22 protein-coding genes and 2 pseudogenes are annotated in these 24,576 nt (G+C 71.8%); 12 read left to right on the top strand and 12 right to left on the bottom strand.

All coding sequences use genetic code 11. The features are described from left to right. Positions 1-141 precede the first annotated feature (141 nt). Together JM949_RS10600 and JM949_RS10595 are read left to right on the top strand one after the other, a co-directional pair. A complete protein-coding gene (locus JM949_RS10600) occupies positions 142-951 on the top strand; it encodes an SAM-dependent methyltransferase (RefSeq protein ID WP_203148234.1) in 810 nt (269 codons plus the stop codon). A gap of 37 nt (positions 952-988) precedes the next feature. Continuing rightward, a pseudogene (locus JM949_RS10595) lies at positions 989-2,727 on the top strand (putative bifunctional diguanylate cyclase/phosphodiesterase). A 139-nt stretch (positions 2,728-2,866) separates the two neighbouring features. Here the strand turns inward: JM949_RS10595 and JM949_RS10590 are convergent. The 5 genes from JM949_RS10590 to JM949_RS10570 all read right to left on the bottom strand — a co-directional run bounded on the left by JM949_RS10590 (position 2,867) and on the right by JM949_RS10570 (position 8,157). Then, entirely contained in the window at positions 2,867-3,991 is a 1,125-nt protein-coding gene (locus tag JM949_RS10590) for a glycosyltransferase family 4 protein (protein WP_203148232.1), read from the bottom strand. Beyond that, entirely contained in the window at positions 3,988-5,247 is a 1,260-nt protein-coding gene (locus JM949_RS10585) for a M48 family metallopeptidase (RefSeq protein WP_203148231.1), read from the bottom strand. The genes JM949_RS10590 and JM949_RS10585 overlap by 4 nt, the downstream gene beginning before the upstream one ends. Before the next feature lie 103 nt (positions 5,248-5,350). Next, positions 5,351-5,569, bottom strand: a complete 219-nt coding sequence (locus JM949_RS10580) for a hypothetical protein (RefSeq protein ID WP_203148230.1) — start codon at positions 5,567-5,569, stop codon at positions 5,351-5,353. A gap of 253 nt (positions 5,570-5,822) precedes the next feature. Then, on the bottom strand, positions 5,823-6,542 hold the full coding sequence (locus JM949_RS10575; RefSeq protein ID WP_203148229.1) for a DinB family protein: 720 nt from the start codon (positions 6,540-6,542) through the stop codon (positions 5,823-5,825). A 145-nt stretch (positions 6,543-6,687) separates the two neighbouring features. Next, on the bottom strand, positions 6,688-8,157 hold the full coding sequence (locus tag JM949_RS10570) for an NYN domain-containing protein (RefSeq protein ID WP_203148228.1): 1,470 nt from the start codon (positions 8,155-8,157) through the stop codon (positions 6,688-6,690). A 127-nt stretch (positions 8,158-8,284) separates the two neighbouring features. On the opposite strand from JM949_RS10570, the gene JM949_RS10565 reads away from it, so the two are divergent. The 5 genes from JM949_RS10565 (at position 8,285) to JM949_RS10545 (ending at position 13,789) form a co-directional block, all read left to right on the top strand. After that, positions 8,285-10,039, top strand: coding sequence for a DEDD exonuclease domain-containing protein (locus JM949_RS10565; protein WP_203148227.1), 1,755 nt, complete (start codon positions 8,285-8,287; stop codon positions 10,037-10,039). A gap of 128 nt (positions 10,040-10,167) precedes the next feature. Beyond that, entirely contained in the window at positions 10,168-11,961 is a 1,794-nt protein-coding gene (locus tag JM949_RS10560; protein WP_203148246.1) for a RelA/SpoT family protein, read from the top strand. A gap of 52 nt (positions 11,962-12,013) precedes the next feature. Beyond that, positions 12,014-12,556, top strand: a complete 543-nt coding sequence (locus JM949_RS10555; protein WP_203148226.1) for an NUDIX hydrolase — start codon at positions 12,014-12,016, stop codon at positions 12,554-12,556. After that, on the top strand, positions 12,553-13,422 hold the full coding sequence (locus JM949_RS10550; protein ID WP_407664724.1) for a nucleotidyltransferase family protein: 870 nt from the start codon (positions 12,553-12,555) through the stop codon (positions 13,420-13,422). The genes JM949_RS10555 and JM949_RS10550 overlap by 4 nt, the downstream gene beginning before the upstream one ends. 79 nt (positions 13,423-13,501) lie before the next feature. Then, positions 13,502-13,789 carry an Lrp/AsnC family transcriptional regulator gene (locus JM949_RS10545; protein WP_203148225.1) on the top strand — a complete coding sequence of 96 codons (288 nt, stop codon included), beginning with the start codon at positions 13,502-13,504 and terminating at the stop codon, positions 13,787-13,789. Positions 13,790-13,852: 63 nt separating this feature from the next. On the opposite strand, the gene JM949_RS10540 is transcribed toward JM949_RS10545, so the two are convergent. The 5 genes from JM949_RS10540 to ctaE form a co-directional block, all read right to left on the bottom strand. Then, positions 13,853-14,542 (bottom strand): DUF4142 domain-containing protein, encoded by a 690-nt coding sequence (locus JM949_RS10540; protein WP_203148224.1) that lies wholly within the window; start codon positions 14,540-14,542, stop codon positions 13,853-13,855. A 192-nt stretch (positions 14,543-14,734) separates the two neighbouring features. Continuing rightward, the gene (qcrB, locus tag JM949_RS10535) at positions 14,735-16,366 is read right to left on the bottom strand and encodes a cytochrome bc1 complex cytochrome b subunit (protein WP_203148223.1); all 1,632 of its coding nucleotides are present in this window, start codon (positions 16,364-16,366) and stop codon (positions 14,735-14,737) included. Next, positions 16,363-17,451, bottom strand: coding sequence for a cytochrome bc1 complex Rieske iron-sulfur subunit (qcrA, locus tag JM949_RS10530; RefSeq protein ID WP_203148222.1), 1,089 nt, complete (start codon positions 17,449-17,451; stop codon positions 16,363-16,365). Before qcrA ends, qcrB begins: the two co-directional genes overlap by 4 nt. Before the next feature lie 64 nt (positions 17,452-17,515). Next, positions 17,516-18,352 (bottom strand): cytochrome bc1 complex diheme cytochrome c subunit, encoded by an 837-nt coding sequence (gene qcrC / locus JM949_RS10525; RefSeq protein WP_203148221.1) that lies wholly within the window; start codon positions 18,350-18,352, stop codon positions 17,516-17,518. Positions 18,353-18,422: 70 nt separating this feature from the next. Continuing rightward, entirely contained in the window at positions 18,423-19,022 is a 600-nt protein-coding gene (gene ctaE / locus JM949_RS10520) for an aa3-type cytochrome oxidase subunit III (protein WP_203148220.1), read from the bottom strand. A 99-nt stretch (positions 19,023-19,121) separates the two neighbouring features. Between ctaE and JM949_RS10515 the strand changes: the two genes are divergently transcribed. From JM949_RS10515 to JM949_RS10500, 4 genes are all read left to right on the top strand, one after another. Next, entirely contained in the window at positions 19,122-20,051 is a 930-nt protein-coding gene (locus JM949_RS10515; protein WP_203148244.1) for a cytochrome c oxidase assembly protein, read from the top strand. 107 nt (positions 20,052-20,158) lie between these two features. Next, positions 20,159-20,554 (top strand): response regulator, encoded by a 396-nt coding sequence (locus JM949_RS10510; protein WP_203148219.1) that lies wholly within the window; start codon positions 20,159-20,161, stop codon positions 20,552-20,554. A gap of 88 nt (positions 20,555-20,642) precedes the next feature. After that, positions 20,643-21,701, top strand: coding sequence for an anthranilate phosphoribosyltransferase (trpD, locus tag JM949_RS10505; protein ID WP_203148218.1), 1,059 nt, complete (start codon positions 20,643-20,645; stop codon positions 21,699-21,701). Positions 21,702-21,968: 267 nt separating this feature from the next. Beyond that, on the top strand, positions 21,969-22,175 hold the full coding sequence (locus tag JM949_RS10500; protein WP_203148217.1) for a hypothetical protein: 207 nt from the start codon (positions 21,969-21,971) through the stop codon (positions 22,173-22,175). Between the two features lie 154 nt (positions 22,176-22,329). On the opposite strand, the pseudogene JM949_RS10495 reads toward JM949_RS10500, so the two are convergent. After that, positions 22,330-22,754, bottom strand: a pseudogene (locus JM949_RS10495) (cytochrome c oxidase subunit 4). A 9-nt stretch (positions 22,755-22,763) separates the two neighbouring features. Next, a complete protein-coding gene (gene ctaC, locus JM949_RS10490) occupies positions 22,764-23,735 on the bottom strand; it encodes an aa3-type cytochrome oxidase subunit II (RefSeq protein WP_203148216.1) in 972 nt (323 codons plus the stop codon). Between the two features lie 230 nt (positions 23,736-23,965). On the opposite strand from ctaC, the gene JM949_RS10485 reads away from it, so the two are divergent. Further along, a partial coding sequence (locus JM949_RS10485) for an aminotransferase class V-fold PLP-dependent enzyme (protein WP_203148215.1) occupies positions 23,966-24,576 on the top strand: 611 nt, incomplete at its 3' end.

Raw genomic sequence — 24,576 nt, 5'->3', positions numbered from 1 at the left:
AGCTTCGGCCGGCACGGACCGTCGCGCATCGACCGACGTCGGCGGGTAAACCTCGGGCGCGCTATGGTCTGGCGCGCGTGGCGGGTGCACAATACCCGCGCGGGCGACGATGCTCGCGTCGCGGACTCGAGGGGTGAACGCATGCAGCGGCCGGACTGGGCACCCGAGACGATCGACATCGAGCGCCCGAGCGTCGCGCGGATGTACGACTACTACCTCGGCGGCTCGCACAACTTCGCCGCCGACCGGGCCGCGGCGCAGGCCATGGTCGCGGCGGTACCCGAGGCGCCGCTGATGGCCCAGGCCAACCGGGCGTTCCTGCGGCGGGCGGTGCACCACCTCGCCGGGGCCGGGATCCGGCAGTTCCTGGACATCGGCTCGGGCATCCCGACGGTCGGCAACGTGCACGAGATCGCCCAGCGGCTCGATCCCCGGTCGCGGGTGGTCTACGTCGACGTCGACCCGGTCGCGGTGGCCCACAGCCGCGAGATCCTGGCCGGCAACGAGCAGGCCACCGTGGTGCAGGAGGACCTGCGGCGCCCGGAGGCGATCCTGGGCCATCCCGAGGTCCGCAAGCTGCTCGACTTCAGCCAGCCGGTGGCCGTGATGGTGGTGGCTGTGCTGCACTTCGTCTCCGACGACGACCGACCCGCGCAGCTGCTGCGGACGCTGCGGGACGCGTTGGCCCCCGGTAGCTACCTGGTGCTGTCGCAGGCCAGCGACGACGGGCGCAGCAAGGACGAGCGCGCCGAGGCGGAGCGGGTCTACCAACGCACCGACAACCCACTGTGGATCCGGGGGCGCGCCGAGTTGACCGCGCTCTTCGACGGTTTCGAGCTGCTCGACCCCGGCGTCGTCTGGGTGCCCGAGTGGCGACCGGAGACTCCGGAGAGCGCGGAGGACGCCGAGCGCGCGGTCTTCATGGGCGGCGTCGGGCGCCTCGGTGGCTGAGGTGCCCACGGGGGCTGAGGTGCCCACCGGGGCTGAGGTGCCCACCGGGGCGATCCCACGCCCGGGCACGTTCGCCCGGCGTGGGCGAAGGCGGTCTCCGGTACCAGCTACCTGCCGATGACCCAGGCCCAGTTGGAGGCCCTGCTGGACCGGCTCACCGGGCAGCTGGCCGGCGCGTTGCGCACCGAACCGTTCGACCTGCGCGCCGGGCACCGGGTGGGGGCCGAGTTGGTCGCCGCGCACATCGCCTCCGCTGAGGGGCTGGGTCGTACCGTCGAGGTCATCCAGCTCCGGTTGATCCGTGACCTGGGGTTGGTGGCCGAGGACGTCGAGGATCGGATGGCCCGGCTGCTGGCGGCCGTGGCGACCGGCTACGCCCGCGCGCTGCGGGACCGGACCCTCGACGAGCAGGAGTCGATCCGCCGCGCCGCGATGAGGGCCCGCACGCAGGCCGAGCGGGCGTTGCGCGCCAGCGAGGCCCGGTTTCGTCACCAGGCCACCCACGACCCGCTCACCGGCCTGCCGAACCGGACGCTGTTCACCGAGCGGCTCACCGCCGCGCTCAACGAACCGGGTCGGGGCGCGCAACGGGTCGGGGTGTGCTTCCTGGACCTGGACCGCTTCAAGGTTGTCAACGACACGCTGGGGCACCAGATCGGCGACCTGCTGCTGGTGACGGTGGCCGAACGGCTGCGCAAGGCCATGGGTGCGCACCTGGTGGCCCGGCTCGGCGGGGACGAGTTCGTCATCCTGGTGGAGTGCACGGGCGGCACCGACGCCATGGTCGAGGTGGCCGAGACCGCGCTGGCGGCGGTCCGGACACCGGCGCTTGTCGACGGGCACGAGCTGCAGATTTCGGCGAGCATCGGGATCGTCGAGCGCCAGGTGGCCGGGGCCAACCCCACCGACCTGATGCGGGCCGCCGACAGCACCCTGCACTGGGCGAAGTCCGCCGGCGGGGCGCGTTGGGCGCTCTACGACGTCGAGCGCAACCAACGGGAACTGGCCCGGTACGCGCTCTCCGCCGCCATCCCGGCCGCCTTGGAACGCGGCGAGTTCTACCTCGACTACCAGCCGCTGACCTCGCTGCGCGACGGCAGCCTGGTCGGGGTGGAGGCGCTGGTCCGCTGGCGTCACCCGGAGCTGGGGGTGCTGCGGCCGGACAGCTTCATCGGGCTGGCCGAGGAGACCGGCCTGATCGTCCAGCTGGGCGGGTGGGTGCTGGCCGAGGCGTGCCGCGAGGCGGAGGCCTGGGCGGCTGGGAGCGCCGCCGCGCCGTTCGTGAGCGTCAATCTGGCGGTCCGCCAGGTCCACCGACCCGGACTGGTGCAGGAGGTACGCGCGCTGCTGCGGCAGACCGGTCTGCCGCCGGAGCGGCTGCAACTGGAGATCACCGAGAGCACGATGATGAGCACCGCCAAGGAGCCGGTACGCGCCCTGCGGGTGCTGGCCGACCTCGGGGTTCGAATCGCCATCGACGATTTCGGCACCGGCTACAGCAACCTGGCGTACCTGCGGGACCTGCCGGTGACCGAGCTGAAGGTGGCCGGTGAGTTCGTCGCCGGTCTGCGGTCACCGTCGGTGGGCCGCACCGACGAGCGGATCCTCGCCTCGCTGGTCTCGCTGGCGCACGCCCTGGACCTGACGGTCACCGCCGAGGGTGTGGAGACCGCCGGGCAGGCCGAACGGTTGCGGGCGATCGGCTGCGACGCCGCCCAGGGCTGGCACTTCGGCCGACCGGCCCCCGCCGATCGCATCCTGGCCCGGATCCGCTGAACCTCTCCGGGTCGAGCGGGCAGGTCGATCGAACGCGGTATACCTCAGCGGTATTTCTATGACTCAGAGGTATATCGCTCGCCGAGACATCCGGTAGCGCCGGCGGCACCGGGAGGGGAGAGCTGAACGCGGCCGACGGTCAGCCGGCGAGCAGTGCCGCCATGCGTTCCGCCTGCGCCTCCCAGCGCCACTCCCGTTCCACCCACGTCCGGCCGGCGGCGCCCAGTTGGCGGGCCAGATCCCGATCGGCGAGCAGCCGGACGACCCGGTCGACGAGCTGGGCAACGTCCCGGCCGCGCACGACGAACCCCGTCTCGCCCTCACGGACCGCGTCCGGTGCGCCCCCGGAGTCACCGGCGACCACCGGCAGACCGGCCGCGGAGGCCTCCAGGTAGACGATGCCCAGACCCTCCACGTCCAGGCCACGGTTGCGGGTGCGGCACGGCATCGCGTAGACATCGCCGGCCGCATAGTGCGCCGGCAGTTCGCCGGCCGGCACCGAGCCGGTGAACACCACGTCCCGCTCCACACCCGCCTGCCGGGCCAGCTTCTCCAGGGTCGCCCGGTAGGGCCCGCCGCCGACGATCAGCAACGCCGCGTCGGGCACCCGGCGGCGGATCTCCGGCAGCGCCCGGATCAGCATGTCCTGACCCTTGCGCGGCACCAGCCGGGACACACAGACCACCACCGGTCGGTCGGTCAACCCGAGCCGGGCCCGGACCTGCTCGCCGTCCACGCTCGGGTGGTAGGTGTCCACGTCGACCCCGGGCGCGAGCCGGCGCAGCTCGGTCACGCCGTCCAGCACCCGGGCCAACCGGCTGCGGGTGTACTCACCGAGATAGGTGGTGACGTCCACGCCCCGACCGATGCGCCGCAGCGCCGGCCGAGCGGCCGGCACCGCGGCCCACCCGATCTCGTGACCGTGGGTCTGCGCCACCACCCGACGGATGCCGGCCCGCCGGCGCAGGCCGGCGGCGAGCAGCCCCAGCGGGGCCGCCGCACCGAACCACACCGTGTCGCAGTCGTACGCGCGAGCCAGCCGCGCCGCCCTGCGGGCGATCAACGGGGTGGGCAACAGCACCCGGGTGCGCTCCCGGACCACCTCGAACGGCTGGTCGGCGTCGAACTTCGCAGCCCCGTGCCAGCTCGACGCGTAGACGACCACCGAGCCGGCCGGCTGATGCAGCGCGAGGTTGTGCACGAAGGACTGGATCCCACCCGGGCGGGGCGGGAAGTCGTTGGTGATCAGCAGGGTGCGGCTCATCGGCCGGCCTCCCGGGCGTACGCGCGGGCGGCGGCCATCCGCTCGACAGTGGACGGGTGCGTGGCCGAGTAGAGGTATTCCCAGCGGGGCGGGTCGGGGTCGCCGAGGTTGACCGAGCCGAGCCGACGCTGCATCGACTCGAAGGACGTTGGGTCGCCGGTGAGCGCGAGCGCGTGCGCGTCGGCCCGTGCCTCCACCCGACGCGACATCAGCGCCTGCACCGGCGCGGCGACCAGGCCGGTCACCGTGACCAGGGCGACCAGCAGGGGGAACGCGCGCGGTTGGGCCACCGAGTCGACACCGGCCAGCCGCAACAGCGGCCCCCACGAGCCGAGCAGGTAGAGCGCCACCACCGCCGCGGCGGCACCCAGCGCGCCGGTGAGCGTGCCGACCGCCACGTCGGAGTCCTTCGCATGCCCCAACTCGTGCGCCACCACAGCGGTCACCTCGGCGGGAGTGGCCTCCCGCAGCAGCGTGTCGTAGACCACCACCCGCCGCGTCGGCCCGAGCCCGGAGACGTACGCGTTGACCGCCCTGGTACGCCTCGACGCGTCGGCGACCAGCACGTCGCGCACCGGCACCCCGTCGCGGGCGGCCATGCTCATCAGCTCGCTGCGCAGCGGGCCCTGCTCCATCGGGGTGAACCGGTTGAACACCGGCTCCACCAGCACCGGCAGCACGAACGACAGCAGCACCACCAGCAGCGCCGCGCCGGCCGCGCCGAACGCCCACCACCAGCGCGGCGCGAGCCGGATGACCGCGTAGAAGCCGAACAGCGCCACCGCGCCGATCACCGCGCTGACCGCGTACGACTTGAGCAGGTCGACCGCCCAACCGCTCCAGCCGTTGGTGCTCAGCCCGTAGCGGGTGAGCACGCTCTGCCGCCAGGCGGCGAACGGGAGCGTCACCAGGTCGGCGACGAGGACCACCGCCAGCCCGCCGAGCACCGCCTGCGCGGCCCAGTGCCCGCCGAACGGCCGCCCCACCAGCTCGACCAGGCGACTGCCCAGCGGGGTCAGCCCAAGCGCGACGGCGATCAGCAGCCCCACGGCGAGCGCGGCGTAGCCACCGGGGCGCAACGCCGCCCGAAACTCCCGTCCCTTGGCCACCTGCTCGGCCGGCAGGTCACGCAGTGCCGCGAGCTGATCGGCCCGGGGCGCCGGCGGTCGATGCCACGGGATGAGCAGCGCGGCCACCACGACCAGCGCGACGGTCAGCCCGGCCAGGGCCACCAGCGCCCAGCCGCGCGGGGTCACCGCGTCACCGCCAGTCGTTCCCCGCTCATCGCGCCGCTCCTCCCGCTGTGACCGCCCATCCTATGGCCCGCGAAAAGCCCGCTTTCGGGCGCGGTGGCACGCCTCAGGCGACCCGGCGGGTGGCCCGACGGCGAGCCGTGCCGGGTCGCGGGGGCGCGGTCAGCACCTCCACGTCGAAGCCGGCCCGAGCGAACACCTCGATGGCCTCGACCTCGGCGGCGACCAGCCCGGCCGCCGGGGACGTCTCGTCGAACAGGGCGGTCAGCGGGCAGCCGGAACAGCCGTCGGCTCGCTTCGCGCACCCGTCGCAGTCGATGAGCATCACGCCTCCTGATCGGCTCGCGGCACCTGGTCGACGCCACTGGTCGTCGACCGAGCACCGTCGGTCACATCGACGCTAACCACCGGGTACGACAGAAACCCCGCCCGACCGGGCGTTCGAGGGCTAGATCCACTCCAGATCAGCGAAATCGGGCCATCCCACCCGGCCGGAAAACCCGACATCAAGGCACCCGTGTCGATCGAGCGACGGAGCGGCATCCAGCAGCGGCCCGAGCAGCCGTTCGGGCGAGGTCTCAGCCCTGCGCGTCGAGGTCACGTAGGGCGAAGCGGAGGTGCTGCCACTCCTCGCCGATGATCACGTGGAGGCAGTGCAGGACGGACACGATGTACTCGGGCCACCAGGCGCTCGGCCGAGACCCGGCGAGCAGCTCCGGCGTGACGGTCGCCAGGAAGTCGCGCACCATGGCCTGCCGCTCGGCCCGCACCCGAAGCACCGTCTCGAAGGTCGGCCGCTCGGTGGTGAAGACCGACATGTCGAAGCCGTCGGTCTCGTACTCGACGTGCGACTGACCGAGCGGGTGGAACGGCTGAGGCAGGCGCAGGACCGCCTTGCCCAGCCAGGCGTCGGCGGCGAAGACGAGATGGCGCAGTGTCTGCGCGAACGTCCACTCACCGTCGATCGAGACGTCGACCGTGCCCTCGGGCATGGCCAGGACCCGGTCGACCGCCGCCGCCCAGGCCCGCTCGACCGCCGCCCACGCCGCCCTGAGATCGGCGGGGTCGGTGGCCTGTCTGAGCTCGCGGCCGGGAAACCTCCGGTTGAGTTCGGCCTCGACAAGCGGCACCACGTCGACCCCGTTGACCAGGAGCGCGGTCTCGGCCAGCCAGGGCGCGTCGATGTCCAGGCCGCTCACGTCGACACCACGCATCACCGCGCCGGCCAGCGTCGCCCGGTCGAAGCGGGCACCCCGCAGGTCCGTGTCGACGAACACCTTGACGTCGTCCTGGGTCATCACGACTCCCAATCCTCGGCGGTCGCGCGATGCTAGCCCCGGTGTGCGACAGGAGGAGTCCCGGCGACCGGTACGGCCGTCAGTTCGGGCCCCAGGAGACAGCCGTCCGGAACTCCCCGAACAGCTCGGACCGCCCGCCCGCTGGTCAGGAGCGGGCGAGCCGCCGCAGCAGCGAGTCCGCGCCCAGCGGGTAGGCGCCGTGTCGGCGTACCCCGTCAGCGACCTCGCGGTCCGACGAGACCACGACCACCGGGCGGCCCGCCGGCTCGGCGCGGACCAGGCGCCGGATCAGTTCGTCGGCGGTCTCGCCCTTACGGGAGAAGAGCACCCGCACGCCGCGTGGCGCGGGCGGCAGCCCGTGCATCCGCTCGGCGCCGTCGAAGACCACCGTGACCTCGTCGCCCGTCTGCGCGGCGATCCCACCCAGACCGGTGATCAGGCGTTTGCGCTGCTGCTCCAGGGACATCTCGCCGAAGCCCCGCTTGGTGACGTTGTAGCCGTCCACCACCAGGTGCGCCCGGGGCAGGGCGAGCAGCTGGTCGAGCCGGGCCGGGTCGTCGGTGTCGCGGGCCCGGGCGGCCGGGCCGGCCGGGGCGGCGCCCGGCTGCTCGGCGAACGCGTCGGCGACGAAGTCGGCGGGGAGTTTGTCCACCGGGTCGAGCGCCAACTCCCGGCGCAACCCGACGGCGGCCTGGCCGATGGTCTCCAGCAGCAGCCAGAGCCGGGCGTCGTCGACCGAGCGGGCCTCCTTGGCGCTCGCCCGGGCCACCCCGGCGGCGGCCTCCGCCTCGGCCAGCCGGGCTCGGGCCCGGCGCAGCTCGGCGTCCACGTCGGCGCTGGCGCGCGCGGCCCGGCCACGCTCGGTGGCCAGCAGCTCGGTGGCCTTCCGTTCGCGGGCCTTTGTCTCCCGCAGGGTGCGGGTCAGCTGCCGGGACTCCTCACGGAGCTGACCCAGCTCCTCCCGGACGCGGGCCAGCTCGTCGCGGAGTTTCTCCGCCTCGACCCGGGCCACCGCGCGGTCATGCTCGGCACGGGTAGCCCGCTGCTCGGCCTCGCGGACCAGCTCGGCGACGACCGCGCTGTCCGCCTCGGCGCGCACGGCGGCGCCGCTGGCGTCGATCAGCTCCCGCCAGCCGCGCGGCCTGGCCAGATAGGCCAGCGCGGCGACCTCGACCGGGTCGGCGGCGGCGGGTGCGGTGCCCTCGACGACGGCGGCCCCGAGATCACCCGAGTCGGCCAGCACCCGGGCGGTGACCCGCTGCCGGAACAGCGGGTCGGCGGTGAGCTGGGCGGCGATGGCCGGCGCGCCGAGCCGGGCCCGCCGGTTGGGGGCGAACTTGGCCACCCGGCGCAGCGGCACCGGCACCTCGTCGGCGGGCAGGGTGGGCAGCACCGCGGCGGTCAGCGTCACGATCCGCTGCCGGACCGGCTCGGGCAGGATCGGCTCCGGTTCGATGGCCGGGCCGTCGGCCGCGGTCGCCGGGGCGGCTGCGCCGGATGTGTCGAAAGTGTCGAAAGTGTCGCTGACTACGTTGTCGTCCTGGTTGCCCGCACCGTCGCGCGCGACCGGATCCTCCTGTGGGAGGTGGTCGTCGTGCGGCTCGGTGAGGGGCATGTGGCAAGTCTCCCACCGCGACCGGGCCCACCGCCCGGTGAGTGAGCCGATCTCTCATCCTAGCCCCATGGTGGCGGACGGGACGGCTGCGACGGGAGTGTCGGACGGTGTCGCTAGCCTGCCGCCGATGGCACAGGCGGAGTACGTCCAGGAGGCACTGGCCGGTCTCGACCCGGCGGTGGGCGGGGTGGACCCGGCGCTGCCGCTCTACGCGACCACCTTCGTGGTGGTCGATCTGGAGACCACCGGCGGCGCGCCGGACGGCGGCGGCATCACCGAGATCGGCGCGGTCAAGGTGCGCGGTGGCGAGCAGTTGGGGGTGCTGGCGACCCTGGTCAACCCGGGGCAGCCGATCCCGCCGTTCATCACCGTGCTGACCGGCATCACCCAGGCCATGCTGGTGCCGGCGCCCCCGATCGAGCAGGTGTTGCCGAGCTTCCTGGAGTTCATCGACGACGCGGTGCTGGTGGCCCACAACGCCCCGTACGACGTGGGCTTTCTCAAGGCCGCCTGCGCCAAGCACGGCTACCGCTGGCCCAACCCCCGGGTGCTCGACACGGCGGCGCTGGCCCGGCGGGTGCTGACCCGCGACGAGGTGCCCAATCGCAAACTCGGCACCCTGGCCGCCTACTTCCGCACCGCCACCCAGCCCACTCACCGGGCGCTGGACGACGCGAAGGCCACCGTCGACGTGCTGCACGGGCTGATCGGTCGGCTCGGCGGGCACCGGGTGGACACGGTCGGCGACGCCATCGAGTTCGCCCGGGCGGTCACCCCTACCCAGCGGCGCAAACGACACCTGGCCGAGGGGCTGCCCAAGGTCCCCGGGGTCTACATCTTCCGGGCCGCCGACGACCGGCCGCTCTACGTCGGCACCTCCGTCGACATCGCCACCCGGGTCCGCAGCTACTTCACCGCCGGTGAGAAGCGGGCCCGGATCTCCGAGATGCTGGCGGCGGCCGAGCGGGTCGAGGCGGTGGAGTGCGCGCACTCGTTGGAGGCGGAGGTCCGCGAGCTGCGGCTGATCGCCGCACACGCCCCGCCGTACAACCGCCGCTCCAAATACCCGGAGCGGATGGTCTGGCTCAAGCTGACCGACGGGCCGTACCCTCGGCTCTCGATCGTCCGCGACCTCTCCCCCACCGACACCGCGTACCTCGGGCCGTTCACCTCCCGCCGGGCCGCCGAGCTGGCCGCCGCCGGTTTCCACGACGCCGTGCCGCTGCGTCAGTGCACGCACCGGCTCTCGCTGCGCACCGTCACGCCGGCCTGCGCGCTGGCCGAGCTGGGTCGCTGCCCGGCACCCTGCGAACACCGGATCACCCCCGAGGAGTACGACGACAGCGCCGCCGCGCCCTTTCGCACCGCCACCGCCAGCGACCCCCAGCCGGTGGTGGACGCCCTGCTCACCCGCATCGACGCGCTCTCTCGCGAGCAACGCTACGAGGAGGCGGCGGTGGTGCGGTCCCGGCTGGCCGCGGTGCTGCGCGCCACCGTGCGGATGCAGCGGCTGGCCTCCCTGACCGGGATCGTCGAGCTGGCCGCGGCCCGGCCGGCCGCCCGGGGCGGCTGGGAGTTGGCCCTGGTCCGGCATGGCCGGTTGGCCGGCGCGGGGGTGTCCCCACCGGGCGTGCACCCGCGGCCGACGTTGAACGCCATCCGGGCCACCGCCGAGACGGTGTCCGGCGGGCACGGCCCGGTGCCGGCGGCCACCGCCGAGGAGTCCGAGCGGATCCTGTCCTGGTTGGAGCGTCCCGAGACCCGACTGGTCGAGATATCGTCGGGTTGGTCCTCCCCGGCGGGTGGCGCGGGGCGGTTCCGTGACCTGCTGGCAAAGGCCGAGAGCGCCGCGTCCCACCAACTCTCGACCGAACGCTCATGACCAACTGACCGATCGGACTACGTCGACTCGCTTAGGCTGTTAGAGAAGTGCAGTCCTGCCCGATTCGTGGGCCTGCTCCCCACCGCCGGGTTTCGGCGATGCGGGGCCGGGGTGAGGAGGTGTCCCTCGTGGACGTCGACGCCGGACACGGCGCCGCCCTGGGGGGCGCCCTGCCGACACAGCCAGGTGAGCTGCCGCTCGCCCGCCGGTTACGGTCGCTGCTCAGCTGGCCGAGCACCGATTCCGACCCGGTCACCCAACTGGTCCGCACCCATCGGGGCATCCACGCCGGCACCGACCCCGCGGTGCTGCGACGTGCCTACACCATCGCGGAGAACATGCACCGCGGGCAGTTCCGCAAGAGCGGCGAACCGTACATCACCCACCCGCTCGCGGTGGCGCAGATCTGCGCCGAGCTGGGAATGGACACCACCACCCTGGTCGCGGCGCTGCTGCACGACACCGTGGAGGACACCCGCTACACCCTCCAGGCCCTCTCCGAGGACTTCGGCGGCGAGGTGGCCCACCTGGTCGACGGGGTGACCAAGTTCGACAAGGCGTTCTACGGCAAGGCCGCCGAGGCGGAGACGATCCGCAAGATGATCGTCGCGGCGGCCAAGGACGTCCGGGTGCTGATCATCAAGCTGGCCGACCGGCTGCACAACATGCGCACCCTCGGGGTGCGCTCCGCGGCGTCGCGGGAACGGATCGCCCGCAAGACCCAAGAAGTGCTGGTGCCGCTCTGTGACCGGCTGGGCATCCAGACCCTCAAACGCGAGTTGGACGACGTGGTGCTGCTGCACCTCGAACCCGACGAGCACGCCCGGCTGGCCCGGCACGTACACGATCGTCCAGGGTGGGACACCTACCTCAACTCGGTGGTCAGCAAGGCCCGGGTGGCGCTGCGGCGCGGCCGGGTCGACGCCGAGGTGAGCCCCCGTCCCCGACACCTCTACTCGATCTGGAAGGACACCCTCGCCGGCGGCCACACCGCCCCGTACGACCTGCCGCGCATCGTGGTGGTGGTCGACGGCCCGGCCACCGACTGTTACGCCGCGCTGGGCGCGATCCACGGCACCTGGCGACCGGTGCCCGGTCGTTTCAAGGACTTCATCGCCTCACCGAAGAACAACCTCTACCGCTCGCTGCACACCAGCGTCTGCGGCCCACAGGACCGCACCGTCGAGGTGCTGATCCGCACCGAGGAGATGCACCGCTCCGCCGAGTACGGCATCGCCGCCGACTTCCGTTTCCCCCGCTCCGGTGGCAGCAGTGCGGCAGCCCGGGCCGAGCAGTTGGACTGGCTCCGCCGGGTGCTCGACTGGGAACCGGACGCCGCCGACCCGGCCCAGTTCTACGAGTCGCTGCGCTGCGATCTCGCCGAGGGCCAGATCCAGGTCTTCGCCGACGGGCGGCAGGTCGTGCTGCCGGAGGGCGCCACCCCGGTGGACCTCGCGTACGAGCTGGGCAGCGAACGGGGCGACCACTGCCTCGCCGCCCGGATCAACGGTCGGCTGGCCCCGCTCAGCTCTGAGCTGGACGAGGGCGACGTGGTGGAGATCTTCACCGAGAGCGACGGCGACAACGGCTTCGCGGCCAGCGAGGCGCCGCGCGGACCGCGCCGGGAGTGGCTGAGCTTCGTCAAGTCGCCGCACGCGCAGATGCAGATCAACAGGTGGTTCGCCGAACACACCGAGCCGGGCATCACGATCAGCGACAAGGTGCGCCTCGGTCGGGCCACCATCGGGCTCGCCCTGCGCCAGCACAACCGAGGGCTCGCCAGTGACCTGCCGCTGCTGCGCCTCTCCGAGGAGCTGGGCTACCCCGACCTGGAGACTCTGCTGGTCGCGGTCTTCGACCGGGTGATCGAACCGGACACCGTGGTACGCCAGCTCATCGACCTGGTCGACCATCGACAGTGACCGGTCGGCCCCAGCGCGTCCGAGCGACATTCGTGACCACTAGCCTGGAGCCATGATCCCCCGCTCCCGCGCCACCGGTCGGGCCGTCTTCTACCAGGCCTTCTACCGGCTGCCGCTGCCGGTGCGCCGACGCCTGGTCCGGCTGGCCGTGCCCAAGTACATCGTCGGCGCGGTCACCCTGGTCCGCGACGCCGAGGCGACCGGCGCGGGGCGGTTGCTGATGCTGCGCCAGCCGCCCGGCAAGGGCTGGTCCCTCCCCGCCGGCCTGCTCAACCGTGGTGAGGCCCCGGTGGTGGGCGCGGCCCGCGAGCTGTTCGAGGAATCCGGCATCCGGCTCCCGCCGTCCCGGCTGCGCCCGGCGGTGCCGAACGCGATCGTGCACGCCAAGGGTTGGGTGGACATGGTCTTCGAGACGGAGGTGCCGGCGTCCAGCACCACCCTGACCGTCGACGGCGGCGAGGTCTTCGAGGCTGCCTGGCATCCCCTGGACGACCTGCCCAAGCTGACCTGGCCGACCGCCCGGCTGCTCGCCTACTACGACATCGGGCCGTTGGCCGGGCAGTTCCCGCCCCCGGTGCCCGACGACGCACCGTGATCGACGCGACCGGCGTGCCGGCGGAGCTGTGCGCCGTGGTGCTCGCCGCCGGCGAGGGCACCCGGCTACGTCCACTCACCGAACGGGTGCCAAAGGCGCTCTGCCCGGTGGGCAACGTGCCCCTGCTGGACCGGGCGTTGGCCCGACTGGCCGGGCTCGGCCTGGCCGGCCCCACCCGGGTCGCGGTGAACGCCTGCTACCTCGGCGACCAGGTGGTCGCGCACGTCGGTGACCGCGCGCACCTGTCCGTCGAGCCGGGTGACCCGCTGGGCACCGCGGGCGGGGTGGCCAACCTGCGGGACTGGATCGACGGGCGGCCGGTGCTGGTCGGTAACGCCGACGCGTACCTCGCCGACCCGGCGGCTCCCCCGGGCCCGGACGTGGCCGCCCTGCTCGACGGCTGGGACGGGCACACCGTACGCCTGCTCGGTCAGCCGGCTGCGGACCCGGCAGCCCCGGGCACCTTCACCGGGCACTGCTTCACCGGCTTCTCGCTGCTGCCCTGGCGGCTGGTCCGCGACCTGCCGGTCGTCTTCTCCGACCTGGTCCGCGCCGTGTGGCGGCCGGCCGAGGCTGCGGGCGCCCTGGAGGTGGTGCCCTACCCGGGCGTCTTCCTCGACACCGGCACCCCGGCCGACTACCTGGCGGCCAACCTGCACGCCACGGGCGGCGGGAGCCTCGTCGACCGGTCCGCGACGGTGACCGGCCGGTGCGTGGAGTCGGTGGTCGGCGCGGGGGCGCGGGTGGACGGCGACGTGTGCCGCACCGTGGTGTGGCCGGGCGCGGTCGTGCGGGACGGCGAGGAGCTGTGCGAGGTGATCCGGGCCGGGGACGGCGGCACCGTGTCAGCCGCCGCACCCGACTGAACCCCGACGACTCCCGCCTTCGGGCTCGGACTGGAACCTCTAGCATGGGCGACGACGCCGACGAACGGAGAAATGCCCCGTGATCACCGCGATCGTGCTGATCGACTGCGCCACCGATGCGATCCCCGAGGTGGCGGAGAACCTGGCCAACCTCCCCGGGGTCAGCGAGGTCTACTCGGTGGCCGGACACGTCGATCTCATTGCCATCGTCCGGGTCCGCGAATTCGACCAGATCGCCCAGGTCATCGCGGGCAGCATCTCCAAGACGCCGGGCGTGCTCAACACCGAGTCGCACATCGCGTTCCGGGCGTACTCCCAGCACGACCTGGAGGAGGCGTTCGCGATCGGCCTGGCCAGCGCGGACTGACCCAGCGCACGCACGGCGCCGGCCCCACCAGGTGCGGTGGACCGGCCGCCTGCTGTCGCTACGTCAGCTCACGCTGGGAGCCGGCGTCTCGGTGGTGCCACCGCCCGGAGCCGGCGACTCGGTGCCGGTGCCCGGAGCCGGCGACTCGGTGCCGGTGCCGCCGGGAGCCGGCGACTCGGTGCCGGTGCCGCCCGGGCTGGGCGTACCGCTGGCGCTGGTCTGCGGGACCGGGATGCCCAGCTTGTTGGCGAGCTGCACCAGCTCGTCGTAGTGCGCCTGCAGCGTCGGCAGGGCGGTCTGGGCCAACTGGACCACCGACGGCTCGGAGCCCTGCGAGATCTCCGTCTGGGTGGCCTGGATGGCCTGGACGTGGCCGGCCAGCTCACTCGTCACCCAGAGCCGGTCGAACTCCGCACCGCTGGCGTTGTTCAGCTTGTCGATGACCGCCTGCTGATCGGCGCTGGGCTCGTTCGGCAGTTCCACCCCGAGCTGGGACGCGGTCTGCTGCACCGTCTGGTCCAACTGGGTGTGGTCGGTCTTCAGCATCGCGCCCAGGTCCTTGACCCCCTGGTCCTGGCCCTTCTGCTGGGCCAGATCACCGGCGGTGATCTCGAACAGGTTGACCTGGTGTACCGCCTGCAGGTACTGGGTGTCCTGCGTCGACGGCTGTGCCGCGGCCTGCGCGGCCGCGGCCGGCGCGACACCGACCAGTACCAGCGCGGCCAACAGGCCGAGGCGTTTGATACCCAACATGCTTCCCCCCCTTGAGACGTTGGACCGCACGCATACCCGGCTCACCGGGGTTATTCCTGCGATCGCCCGTCGCGCGGGGTCGACCGGTCCCGCCGTGGCCGTCCGACTCCTGGTCGGATGGGCGGCGGATGCGGATACGACGTGGCGCCCGCCGGAATCCGGCGGGCGCCACGTAACGGTGCGATCAGGCGGTCAGCGGCGGCTCTCGCCGCTGGTGATCTCCTCGCGCTCGGGTCGGGGCTCGACCGGCGGGTGCCCCGGCGAGACCGGCGCCTCGACCGGCCGCTCGATCGGGTAGAAGAAGCCCCGGATGGCCGGGCCGAGGGCCCCCAGCCGGTTCATCTTCTTCGGCACGACCCAGCCGACGTACTCCAGCTCACCGTGACCGTCCGCGTGCCCGTTGGACGCGCTGAGCGGCTGGTGCACCTCGATGAACCGGCCGTCCGGCAGACGCCGGATGATGCCGGTCTCCACGCCGTGCGCGAGCACCTCCCGGTCGTGCTGCTGCAGACCCAGGCAGAGCCGGTAGGTGACGTAGTACGCCAGCGGCGGGACCACCAGCAGACCGATCCGGCCCGCCCAGGTCATCGCGTTCAGGCTGATCTGGAACTTGTCGGCGATCACGTCGTTGGCGCCGGAGAGCGTCAGCACGATGTAGAACGCGACGGCCATGGCACCGACGGCGGTCCGGGCCGGCGCATCCCGAGGACGCTGGAGCAGGTTGTGGCTCTTGCGGTCCTTGAGCTGCCGGGCTTCCAGGAACGGGTACATCGTCGACAGGCCCACCAGGATGCCGGGCAGCACGACCGTCGGCCAGAACAGCGGCGGAATCACGTACCCGTCGCCGATCGGAATCGGGATCTCCCAGGCGGGCATGAGTCGGGTGGAACCGTCGAGGAACATGACGTACCAGTCGGGCTGGCTGGCGGCCGAGACCACCCACGCCTCGTACGGGCCGAACAGCCAGATCGGGTTGATCTGGAACAGACCGCCCATCAGCGCGATGACGCCGAAGACGACCATGAAGAAGCCGCCCTGCTTCAGCGCGTAGCGCGGGAACATCCGCTCGCCGACCACGTTGCCGTTGGTCCGGCCGGGGCCGGGCCACTGGGTGTGCTTCTGCTTGAAGACCAGGCCCAGGTGGACGCTGATCAGGGCGACCAGCAGACCCGGGATGAGCAGCACGTGGGCGATGAAGAACCGGCTGATGATGATCGTGCCGGGGAACTCGCCGCCGAAGACCGACGAGGTGACCCAGGAGCCGATCACCGGGATGGACAGCATGATCGCCGAGGCGATCCGCAGGCCGGTGCCGGACAGGCCGTCGTCGGGCAGCGAGTAGCCGGTGAAGCCGGCCAGGAAGCCGACCCAGAACAGCAGCGAACCGATGATCCAGTTGGCCTCACGCGGCTTGCGGAAGGCGCCGGTGAAGAAGACCCGCAGCATGTGCACGACGATCGCGGCCATGAACAGCAGCGCCGCCCAGTGGTGCATCTGCCGCATCACCAGACCGCCCCGGACGTCGAACGAGATGTCCAGGCTGGAGGCGTACGCGGCGGACATCGGCGTGCCCTGCAACGGCGCGTAACTGCCGTCGTAGACCACCTCGGTCATCGCCGGCTCGAAGAAGAAGGTGAGGAACACACCGGTCAGCAGCAGCACGATGAACGAGAACAGCGCGATCTCGCCGAGCAGGAAGGACCAGTGGTCCGGGAAGACCTTGTTCAGCAGCCTGCGTAGCGGGGTGGCCACTTGGAAGCGGTCGTCCACTTCCTCCGCAGCCTTGCCCGGCATCGCCGCAAGGTCCAGCTTTCGACGCTTCATGGCCGCTCCCAGAAATCAGGCCCGACGGTCTCGGTGTAGTCGGACTTCGCCACGAAGAAGCCCTCGGAGTCCACCTCGATCGGCAGCTGCGGCAGCCGCCGGCTGGCGGGGCCGAAGACAGGCCGGGCGTTGTCGGTGATCAGGAACTGGGACTGGTGGCACGGGCAGAGCAGCCGGTTGGTCTGCTGCTCGTAGAGGCTGGCCGGGCAGCCGGCGTGCGTGCAGATCTTGGAGAACGCCGCGTAGTTGCCCCACATGTAGTCACCGTGGCCGACCCGCTCGTTGGCCCGACGCGACTCCTGGGCGTCGGAGTCCCGGAGGTGGATCAGCAGCGTCGGTGAGTCGGCGTGCCTGTTGCTCACGCCGTGCTCGATGCCGGGGAAGACGGTCAGCTGACCGCCGGTGCTGATGTCCGCCGGTCGGATCGGTCGCCCGTCCTCGCGGACGAGGCGGATCTTCTGGCCGCCGTCTGCCGCGGCGAACCCGGTGGTGAACATCTGGTTGTTCTTGTGCGGCTGCGAGATCAGACCGCCGACCAGCGGCGCCGCGGCGACCGCGGCAACTGGCGCGAGGCCGGCCAGCAGCGAGATGCCGAGCAGGGGGCGACGCTTCACGCCCAGCTCGTCGGCCATGTAGAGCATGGTCTGACCGGTGATGGTCCGGCTGTCGGAATCCACCGCGCCCTCGTGCCGGTCCTGGATCGAGACCTCCTTGGGCAGCAACTTCTTGCCCCAGGTCAGGATGCCGAAGCCGACGGCGAGCAGCGCCACGCCGAGGGTGAGGCCGAGCAGCGGGGTGTAGAACTTGTCGCCGCCCCGGCCCGCTTCGTACTTCCACGGCCACCAGATGTAGATGGCCAGGAAGGCGGTCGCGGCCAGGCCGGTGATCAGGAAGAAGCCAGCGACCACCCGGGTCAGCCGGCGCTCCGCCTTGGTGCCGGGGAGCACCTGCGGCTCGTAGTGGACGATCTCGATGTCGTCCCGACGCAAGCCCTCACGAACGATGTCGAACCGGGTCAGCTTGCTGTCGTTCACGTCGAGCGGCTCCTGGCCCAGCGGGGCCTGGTGCTCGGTGTGGGTGCTCATGCCGTCACCTCGCTACGGGTGGCGCCGAGCGGCACCACGGCACTGATTCGGATGCTCCGCTCGATCACGACTTGCCCGCAATCCACAGGCTAGCGAAGACGAGCGCCACGATGCCAACCAGGAAGATCGCCAGCCCCTCGGTGGACGGGCCGTACCGGCCCAGGTTGAACCCACCCGGGTCCTGGTCGTGCTTCAGCGTCTCCTGGATGTAGGCGATGATGTCGGCCTTCTGCTCCGGCCGGAGCTGGTTGTCGCCGAACACCGGCATGTTCTGCGGGCCGCTCAGCATCGCCGCGTAGATCTGGCGGTCGGTCGCGGGGCGCAGGCTCGGGGCGAACTTGCCCGAGGAGAGCGCGCCGCCGCCACCGCCGAACGCGTGGCACTGCGAGCAGTTGATCCGGAACAGCTCACCGCCGGCCGCGATGTTGCCCTCCTCACGGAGGTCGTCGCCATCGGGCACGACCGGACCGCCGCCGAGCTCCTGGATGTACTGGGCGAGCTGACGGGTCTGCTCGTCGTTGAAGAGCGGGGGCTTGCGGTGCGCCTGGGCCTCCTGGCGGGCCAGCGGCATCCGCCCGGAGCTGACCTGGAACTCGACCGAGGCCGCGCCGACGCCGATCAGGCTCGGCCCGCGACCCTCGACACCCTGGGCGTTACGGCCGTGACAGGTCACACAGCTCACGTCGAACAGCGCCTTGCCCTCGGCGGCGGCACCGGTCAGCTGCGGGTTGTCCTGCGCCTGGGCACCGGGGGCGAAGACGGTGTAAGCGCCGCCGGCGAGCATCAGCGCGGCGATCAGCCGGACCGCGGCGCCCAGCCGGCGGCGGCCCCTGCTGCGCGCGGCCGGCCGCTCACGCAACCGCGCGAGCAGACCGCGTCGGCGGTCGTTGTCAGAAGTCATGAGCGGTGTCCTTAACCGGTTGGACCTGTCTCAGGGGACGGAGCAGCAGCGCGGAATGTGGCGCGCAAGATCACTGGAGCCAGTAGATCATGGCGTACAGCCCGATCCACACGACGTCGACGAAGTGCCAGTAGTACGACACGACGATCGCCGACGTCGCCTGCGCCGGGGTGAACCGGCCCATGGTGGTACGGACCATGAAGATGATGAAGGCGATCAGACCGCCGGTCACGTGCAGACCGTGGAAGCCGGTGGTCAGGTAGAACACCGACCCGTACCCGTCTCCGTTGATCTTGATGCCGTCCTCGACCAGGTGCCGGTACTCGTTCAGCTGGCCGAGCACGAAGATCAGACCCATCACGAAGGTGACGGTGAACCAGCGCCGCAGCGCGTGCACGTCACCCCGCTCCGCCGCGAAGACGCCGTACTGGCACGTCACCGAGGACAGCACCAGGATCACCGTGAAGGTGGTCGCGTACGGGATGTTCAGCGCTTCGGTGTGCTTCTCCCACTGCTCCGGCGCTGCCGCGCGGATCGAGAAGTACATCGCGAACAACGCCGCGAAGAACATGAGTTCGCTGGAGAGCCACACGATCGTCCCGACGCTGACCATGTTGGGTCGCGTCAGAGAGTGGATCCGGCTCTTGTCAATGGCTGGGGCCGCAGTCACGCCGTCATTATTGCCCCTGACCGGGGCAGCCGATCAGCGGGGTGGCAAACCTGCGCCTTCCGTGGCCCGAGCGTCAGGGTCCGCTTCGCCTGGCCTAGCCTGAAAAGCGTGCTGCACGTCGATCCGAACCTCGCCGCCACCTCGGCACCGCCGCCGTTCACCGTCGGCACGGTGCTGACCGAGACCCGGCTGGACAGCTGGCTGGCCCTCGGCCTGGTGCTCGCCGCCGGCGTGTACCTCTACGGGGTGCACCGGCTGCGACTGCGTGGTGACCGCTGGCCGATCGCCCGTACGGTGTTCTTCCTCGGCCCCGGGTTGGGCGGTATCGCGCTGGTCACGGTCAGCGGGCTGCACGCGTACGACACCGCGCTGCTGTCCGTGCACATGATCCAGCACATGGTGCTCTCCATGGTCGCGCCGATCTTCCTGGCGCTGGGCGCGCCGATGACCCTGGCCCTGCGGACCCTGCCGGCCTGGCCGCGCAAGCGGCTACTGACGATCGTGCACAGCCGCCTCGCCAGGATCTACAGCTTCCCGCTGGTGGCGTTCGCCATCTTCGTGGTCAACCCGTTCGTGCTGTACTTCAGTGACCTGTACCGCTTCACCCTCGAACACGCCTGGGCACACGAGCTGGTGCACGCGCACTTCATCATGACCGGCTGCGTGTTCTTCTGGCCGCTGCTCGGCCTCGACCCGCTGCCCGGCCGTTGGCCGTACCCGGCGCGGGCACTGCTGATGCTGCTCTCCGTGCCGTTCCACACTGTGCTCGGGCTCACCATCATGCAGAGCAGCACGCTCTTCGGCGGCGACTGGTACCCGTCGCTCAACCTCGGCTGGGTCGACCCCTGGGCGGACCAGGTGGTCGCCGGCGGCATCCTCTGGGCCGGCGGCGAGTTCGTCAGCGTGACCATGCTCGCGGTGCTGGTGGTGCAGTGGGTCAGGCAGTCCGAACGGGAGGCCCGCCGGGTGGACCGCGAGCTCGACCGCCAGGAGGCCCGCCAGCGCGCCGCCGACGCCGCCCCCGCCTGAGCTGCGCGGACGTACACCCCGACCGGCATCGAAGGGCGGGATGTCGGCTACGTCACGCCGACCGGTACGATCTGCGGGCAGCTACGAGGTGGAAGCGGAGTGCCGACATGAGTGAGCGTCTTTGCACTGTCCTGCTCTACAGCGACGACCCGCAGGTCCGTGACCGGATGCGGCTCGCCGTCGGCACCCGGCCCGCGCCTGGTCTACAGATCGAGTTCGTCGAGGCGTCGACCTACGCGGAGACCATCCGGCTGGTCGACAACTACGAGATCGACCTGTTGCTGCTCGACGGTGAGGCGAGCCCGGGCGGCGGCATCGGCATCGCCCGGCAGATCAAGGACGACCGGGACGACGCCCCGCCGACCTGTCTGGTGATCGCCCGCGCCGCCGACCGGTGGCTCGCCGCGTACGCCGAGGTCGACGCGACGCTGGTGCACCCGCTCGACCCGGTGACCACCGGCGGCACGGTGGCCGAGCTGCTCCGGACGCACGCACCCGCCTGACGTCCTGGCTGCTCCGGCCCGTCGAAGCGCCGGACGAGTCGGCGCCGGCTCCAGCCCACCCGCACTTCGCACGCTCGGGAGGCCCGCCATGGGCGATCGGACCTGGCCGCACCTGCTCAACTCGCTGCTGCGTGGCGAGGAGCTCTCCACCGCCGACACGGCCTGGGCGATGGGCGAGATCATGGCCGGCTCGGCGGGCGCCGCGCAGGTGGCCGGCTTCGCCGTCGCGCTACGCGCCAAGGGTGAGACGTCCTCCGAGCTGGCCGGGCTGGTGGAGACCATGTTGAGCCGGGCCGTCCCGGTCGACCTGCCCGAGGAGCTGCGGTCCACCGCGCTGGACGTGGTGGGCACCGGCGGTGATCTCGCCCACACGGTGAACATCTCCACCATGGCCGCCCTGGTGGTAGCCGGTGCCGGCGTGCAGGTGGTCAAGCACGGCAACCGGGCCGCCTCGTCCTCCTGCGGCACCGCCGACCTGCTGGAGTTCCTCGGCGTACCGCTCGACCTCGACCCCGACGCGGTCGTCCGCTGCGTCACCGAGGCCGGCATCGGGTTCTGCTTCGCGGCCCGGTTCCACCCGGGAATGCGGCACACCGGCCCGGTTCGGCGGGAGCTGGGCGTGCCGACGGTCTTCAACTTCCTCGGCCCGCTGACCAACCCGGCCCGACCCCGCGCCGGTGCCGTCGGCTGCTTCGACAGGCGGATGGCCCCGGTGATGGCTGGCGTGTTCGCCGCCCGCGGTGACTCCGTCCTGGTGATGCGCGGCGAGGACGGGCTGGACGAGTTCACCACGGCCGCGCCGACCCGGATCTGGGCGGCCCAGGGCGGCTCCGTACGGGAGGTCGTGCTGGACGCGACGGACCTGGGGGTTCCCCGGGCCACCCTCGCGGACCTGCGCGGCGGTGACGCCGCCTACAACGCCGGCGTGGCCCGGCGCCTGCTGGCCGGCGAGCAGGGCCCGGTACGGGACGCGGTGCTGGTCAACGCCGCGGCGGCGCTCGCCACCCAGGGCCCGCTCGACGGGGACCTGACCGACGCGCTGCGAGCCGGCCTGGTCCGCGCCGCCGAGTCGATCGACTCCGGCGCGGCTGCCGCGACCCTCGACCGCTGGATCGAGACCGCCACCGCCCAACCCGCCACCGCCTGACCGGTCGGCGGGTCGGCCCGCGTCCCAGCATGATCGACTCGTGTTTCTGGGATCCGTGCTGTCCGGCCACCGGGGATACCGCGACGTCAATGATGTCGAGTGGATCGTGGCCGGAACGCGGACGAACCCGCGGCCGAGGGTCGGGCGGCGGAAGTGTCGGACCCGTCTGGGAAACTACAGCTGAGTAGTTCTCCGCACCGCTCTGTGCGTCGCTGTCGCATCCGGGGCGGTTCGCCCGACGTTCCGTCTGAAGTGAAGGAGACGCCCGTGTCGCACCGCGAGCTCTACTGCGATGTCTGCGAGGGCGTGGCACCGTTCGAGACGCCGCCCTGTGTCGACGACCACGGCACCGACTGTCCCGAGCTGATCTGCGTCGACTGCGGCTTCGCCGTGCTGATCGCGCCGTTCGCCGCCCCGGTCACCCGGCTGGCCGAGCGGCGCCGCCCGCAGCCCACCCGGCGCCGCGCGGCCTGAGCCGCCGCACGACGGCCCGTCTGCCGGCACCGACCGTCAGCGACGTCCTCGGCCTCGGCCTCGCCCGGCTCGCGAGGCACGACGAAGGCCCGCTCCCTCGTGGGGACCGGGCCTTCGTGGCGGTACGGGTCGGTCGCGACGGCGACCGGGTGGATCAGTGTTCGGCGGTGCGCCGGGTGCCGCTGTAGTACTCGAACAGCAGCCCGCAGGCCGAGAAGACGACCGCCACCAGGCCGGCGCCGATCAGCCAGTACTGCCAGAACACCATGCCCAGCGCGGCGATCGCGGCGGCCAGCGCCAGACCGAACGGCCAGTAGCTGCCCGGGCTGAAGAAGCCGACCTCGCCAGCGCCGTCGGCGATCTCGGCGTCGGCGCGGTCCTCCGGGCGGAGTCGATCCGGCGGGAGACGAACCAGAAGAAGCCACCGCACATCGAGCAGAGCAGGAACGAGAGCAGCAGGGCGACAGTGCCGACCCACTCGACGCCGCCCGACTCACCGTGCGTCCACGCGCCGTACAGGATGGTGGCGCCGAAGAGGAAAACGGCGATGATCAGGAAGATACGCCACTCGGTCTTCATGCGGCTGCCTCAGCTTCCCGTGCGGGCCGGAACGTCGTCCGGGTTGAAGTTGTCCTGCGTCCGCCGGGTGTCGAACGGCTGCGTGGTCTCCGCGTACGGCTGCTCACCGATCTCGCTCAGCGCGTCCTGGGTGGACTTGCCGCTCTGCTTGGCCGCCAGGAACTGGTCGTACTTCTCCGGCGAGACCACCCGCAGCTCGAAGTTCATGAACGCGTGGTAGCTGCCGCACAGCTCGGCGCAGCGCCCGACGTAGGCGCCCTCGGCGTCCAGGCTGGAGACCTCGAACACGTTGCGGATCTTGCCCGGCATGACGTCCCGCTTGAACAGCAGCTCCGGCACCCAGAACGAGTGGATGACGTCGCGGCTGGTCTCCTCGAACCGGATGGACCGGTTGGTCGGCAGCACCAGCACCGGGATGACCTCACTGGTGCCGAGCGTCGACGCGGTGGTGCGGGCCTCCGTGCCCTGGCCGTCGCGGTAGTTGAACTGCCAGTTCCACTTGAAGGCGACGACCTCGACCGTCACGTCCGGGTTCTTCGACAGCTTGTCGACATCGGTCTGCACGATCGCCGTGTAGTAGAACAGCACGGAGACGATCAGGATCGGCGCGATGGTGTAGAGGAACTCCATCGGCAGGTTGTAGCGGGTCTGCACCGGCAGCGCGTTGCCACGCTTGCGGTAGCGCACGATGCACCAGAAGATCAGGCCCCAGACGAAGACGCCCACCGCGAGCGCGGCGATGCAGGAGGCGATCCACAGGTCGTACATCCGCTTGGACTCCGGCGTGATGCCGCCCTGCGGCCAGCCGAAGCCGTGAAAGGCCTGACCCACGTCACAACCTGTGAGCAGGACCAGCAGCGCCACGCCACCGAGACCGAGCCCGGCCAAGCGACCAGCACCACGCCCCCGGCGTCCACCAACCCCTGGGGAAGCGCTGTGCCGTACGGCCGACGGCCGTACCTCCGAACTCCTTGCGACCACCTGGTCCTGCCTCCCTAGCGCGCCGCGGTGCGTCTTTCCTCAGCACCGACGGCAAAGGCGTCACCGACGGTCGCAGATTACTCGACCATGACGGACTCGACCGTGGTGGGGTCACTGTCCGCCCCCCATCGGGGGGTTACCGGGCATACCGCCGCGCTAGCGTATGGGCCTGTGAGCGCGATGAGTGAGCCGGGGTTACGAGCCCCGCGGTCGCGAACAAAGGCGGAGCTGTGAGCCCATCCCCCGTTTACCTGGACGCGGCGACCGCCGCGCCGACCCACCCGGTCGCGCGGCAGGCGCTGCTGGCCGCGCTCGAGGACGGCTGGGCCGACCCGGGCAAGCTCTACACCCAGGCCCGCCGGGCGCGGCAACTACTCGACGCCGCCCGCGAGGCCACCGCGCTGACGCTCGGCGTCCGTGCCGACGAGGTGTCCTTCACCCCCAGCGGTACGACCGCGGCGCACGGTGCGGTGCTCGGCGGCCTGGCCGGGCGGCACCGGGTCGGGTCGACGCTGGTGCACTCGGCGATCGAGCACTCCGCGGTGTTGCACGCGGCGGAGCGGCACGTCGGAGCGGGCGGGACGGTGACCGTGGTGCCGGTCGACCGGCTCGGCCGGCTGGACCTCGGCACGTGGTCGAGCGCGGTGCGGGCCCCGGGGGTGGCGCTGGCCGCGTTGATCACCGCCAGTCACGAGGTGGGGACGGTGCAGCCGGTCGCGGAGGCGGCCGCCGCCTGCGCCGACGTGGGGGTGCCGCTGTACGTGGACGCCGCCCAGTCGGTCGGCCGGGTGCCCCTGCCGGCGGGGTGGTCGGTGCTCACGGCGAGCGCGCACAAGTGGGG

It is taken from the genome of Micromonospora tarensis (assembly GCF_016803395.1).
Lineage (GTDB): Bacteria > Actinomycetota > Actinomycetes > Mycobacteriales > Micromonosporaceae > Micromonospora > Micromonospora tarensis.
Note: the sequence above shows the minus strand (reverse complement) of the source record. Positions and strands in the feature narration are given on the sequence as shown.

What these genes read in the sequence shown, in the direction of transcription:
- qcrB (WP_203148223.1), bottom strand. Translation starts at nt 16,366, where the DNA reads ATGAAGCGTCGAAAGCTGGACCTTGCGGCGATGCCGGGCAAGGCTGCG.
- JM949_RS10600 (WP_203148234.1), top strand. Translation starts at nt 142, where the DNA reads ATGCAGCGGCCGGACTGGGCACCCGAGACGATCGACATCGAGCGCCCG.
- JM949_RS10575 (WP_203148229.1), bottom strand. Translation starts at nt 6,542, where the DNA reads ATGACCCAGGACGACGTCAAGGTGTTCGTCGACACGGACCTGCGGGGT.
- qcrC (WP_203148221.1), bottom strand. Translation starts at nt 18,352, where the DNA reads ATGACTTCTGACAACGACCGCCGACGCGGTCTGCTCGCGCGGTTGCGT.
- JM949_RS10540 (WP_203148224.1), bottom strand. Translation starts at nt 14,542, where the DNA reads ATGTTGGGTATCAAACGCCTCGGCCTGTTGGCCGCGCTGGTACTGGTC.
- qcrA (WP_203148222.1), bottom strand. Translation starts at nt 17,451, where the DNA reads ATGAGCACCCACACCGAGCACCAGGCCCCGCTGGGCCAGGAGCCGCTC.
- trpD (WP_203148218.1), top strand. Translation starts at nt 20,643, where the DNA reads ATGGGCGATCGGACCTGGCCGCACCTGCTCAACTCGCTGCTGCGTGGC.
- JM949_RS10565 (WP_203148227.1), top strand. Translation starts at nt 8,285, where the DNA reads ATGGCACAGGCGGAGTACGTCCAGGAGGCACTGGCCGGTCTCGACCCG.
- JM949_RS10510 (WP_203148219.1), top strand. Translation starts at nt 20,159, where the DNA reads ATGAGTGAGCGTCTTTGCACTGTCCTGCTCTACAGCGACGACCCGCAG.
- JM949_RS10580 (WP_203148230.1), bottom strand. Translation starts at nt 5,569, where the DNA reads ATGCTCATCGACTGCGACGGGTGCGCGAAGCGAGCCGACGGCTGTTCC.
- JM949_RS10570 (WP_203148228.1), bottom strand. Translation starts at nt 8,157, where the DNA reads ATGCCCCTCACCGAGCCGCACGACGACCACCTCCCACAGGAGGATCCG.
- JM949_RS10590 (WP_203148232.1), bottom strand. Translation starts at nt 3,991, where the DNA reads ATGAGCCGCACCCTGCTGATCACCAACGACTTCCCGCCCCGCCCGGGT.
- JM949_RS10555 (WP_203148226.1), top strand. Translation starts at nt 12,014, where the DNA reads ATGATCCCCCGCTCCCGCGCCACCGGTCGGGCCGTCTTCTACCAGGCC.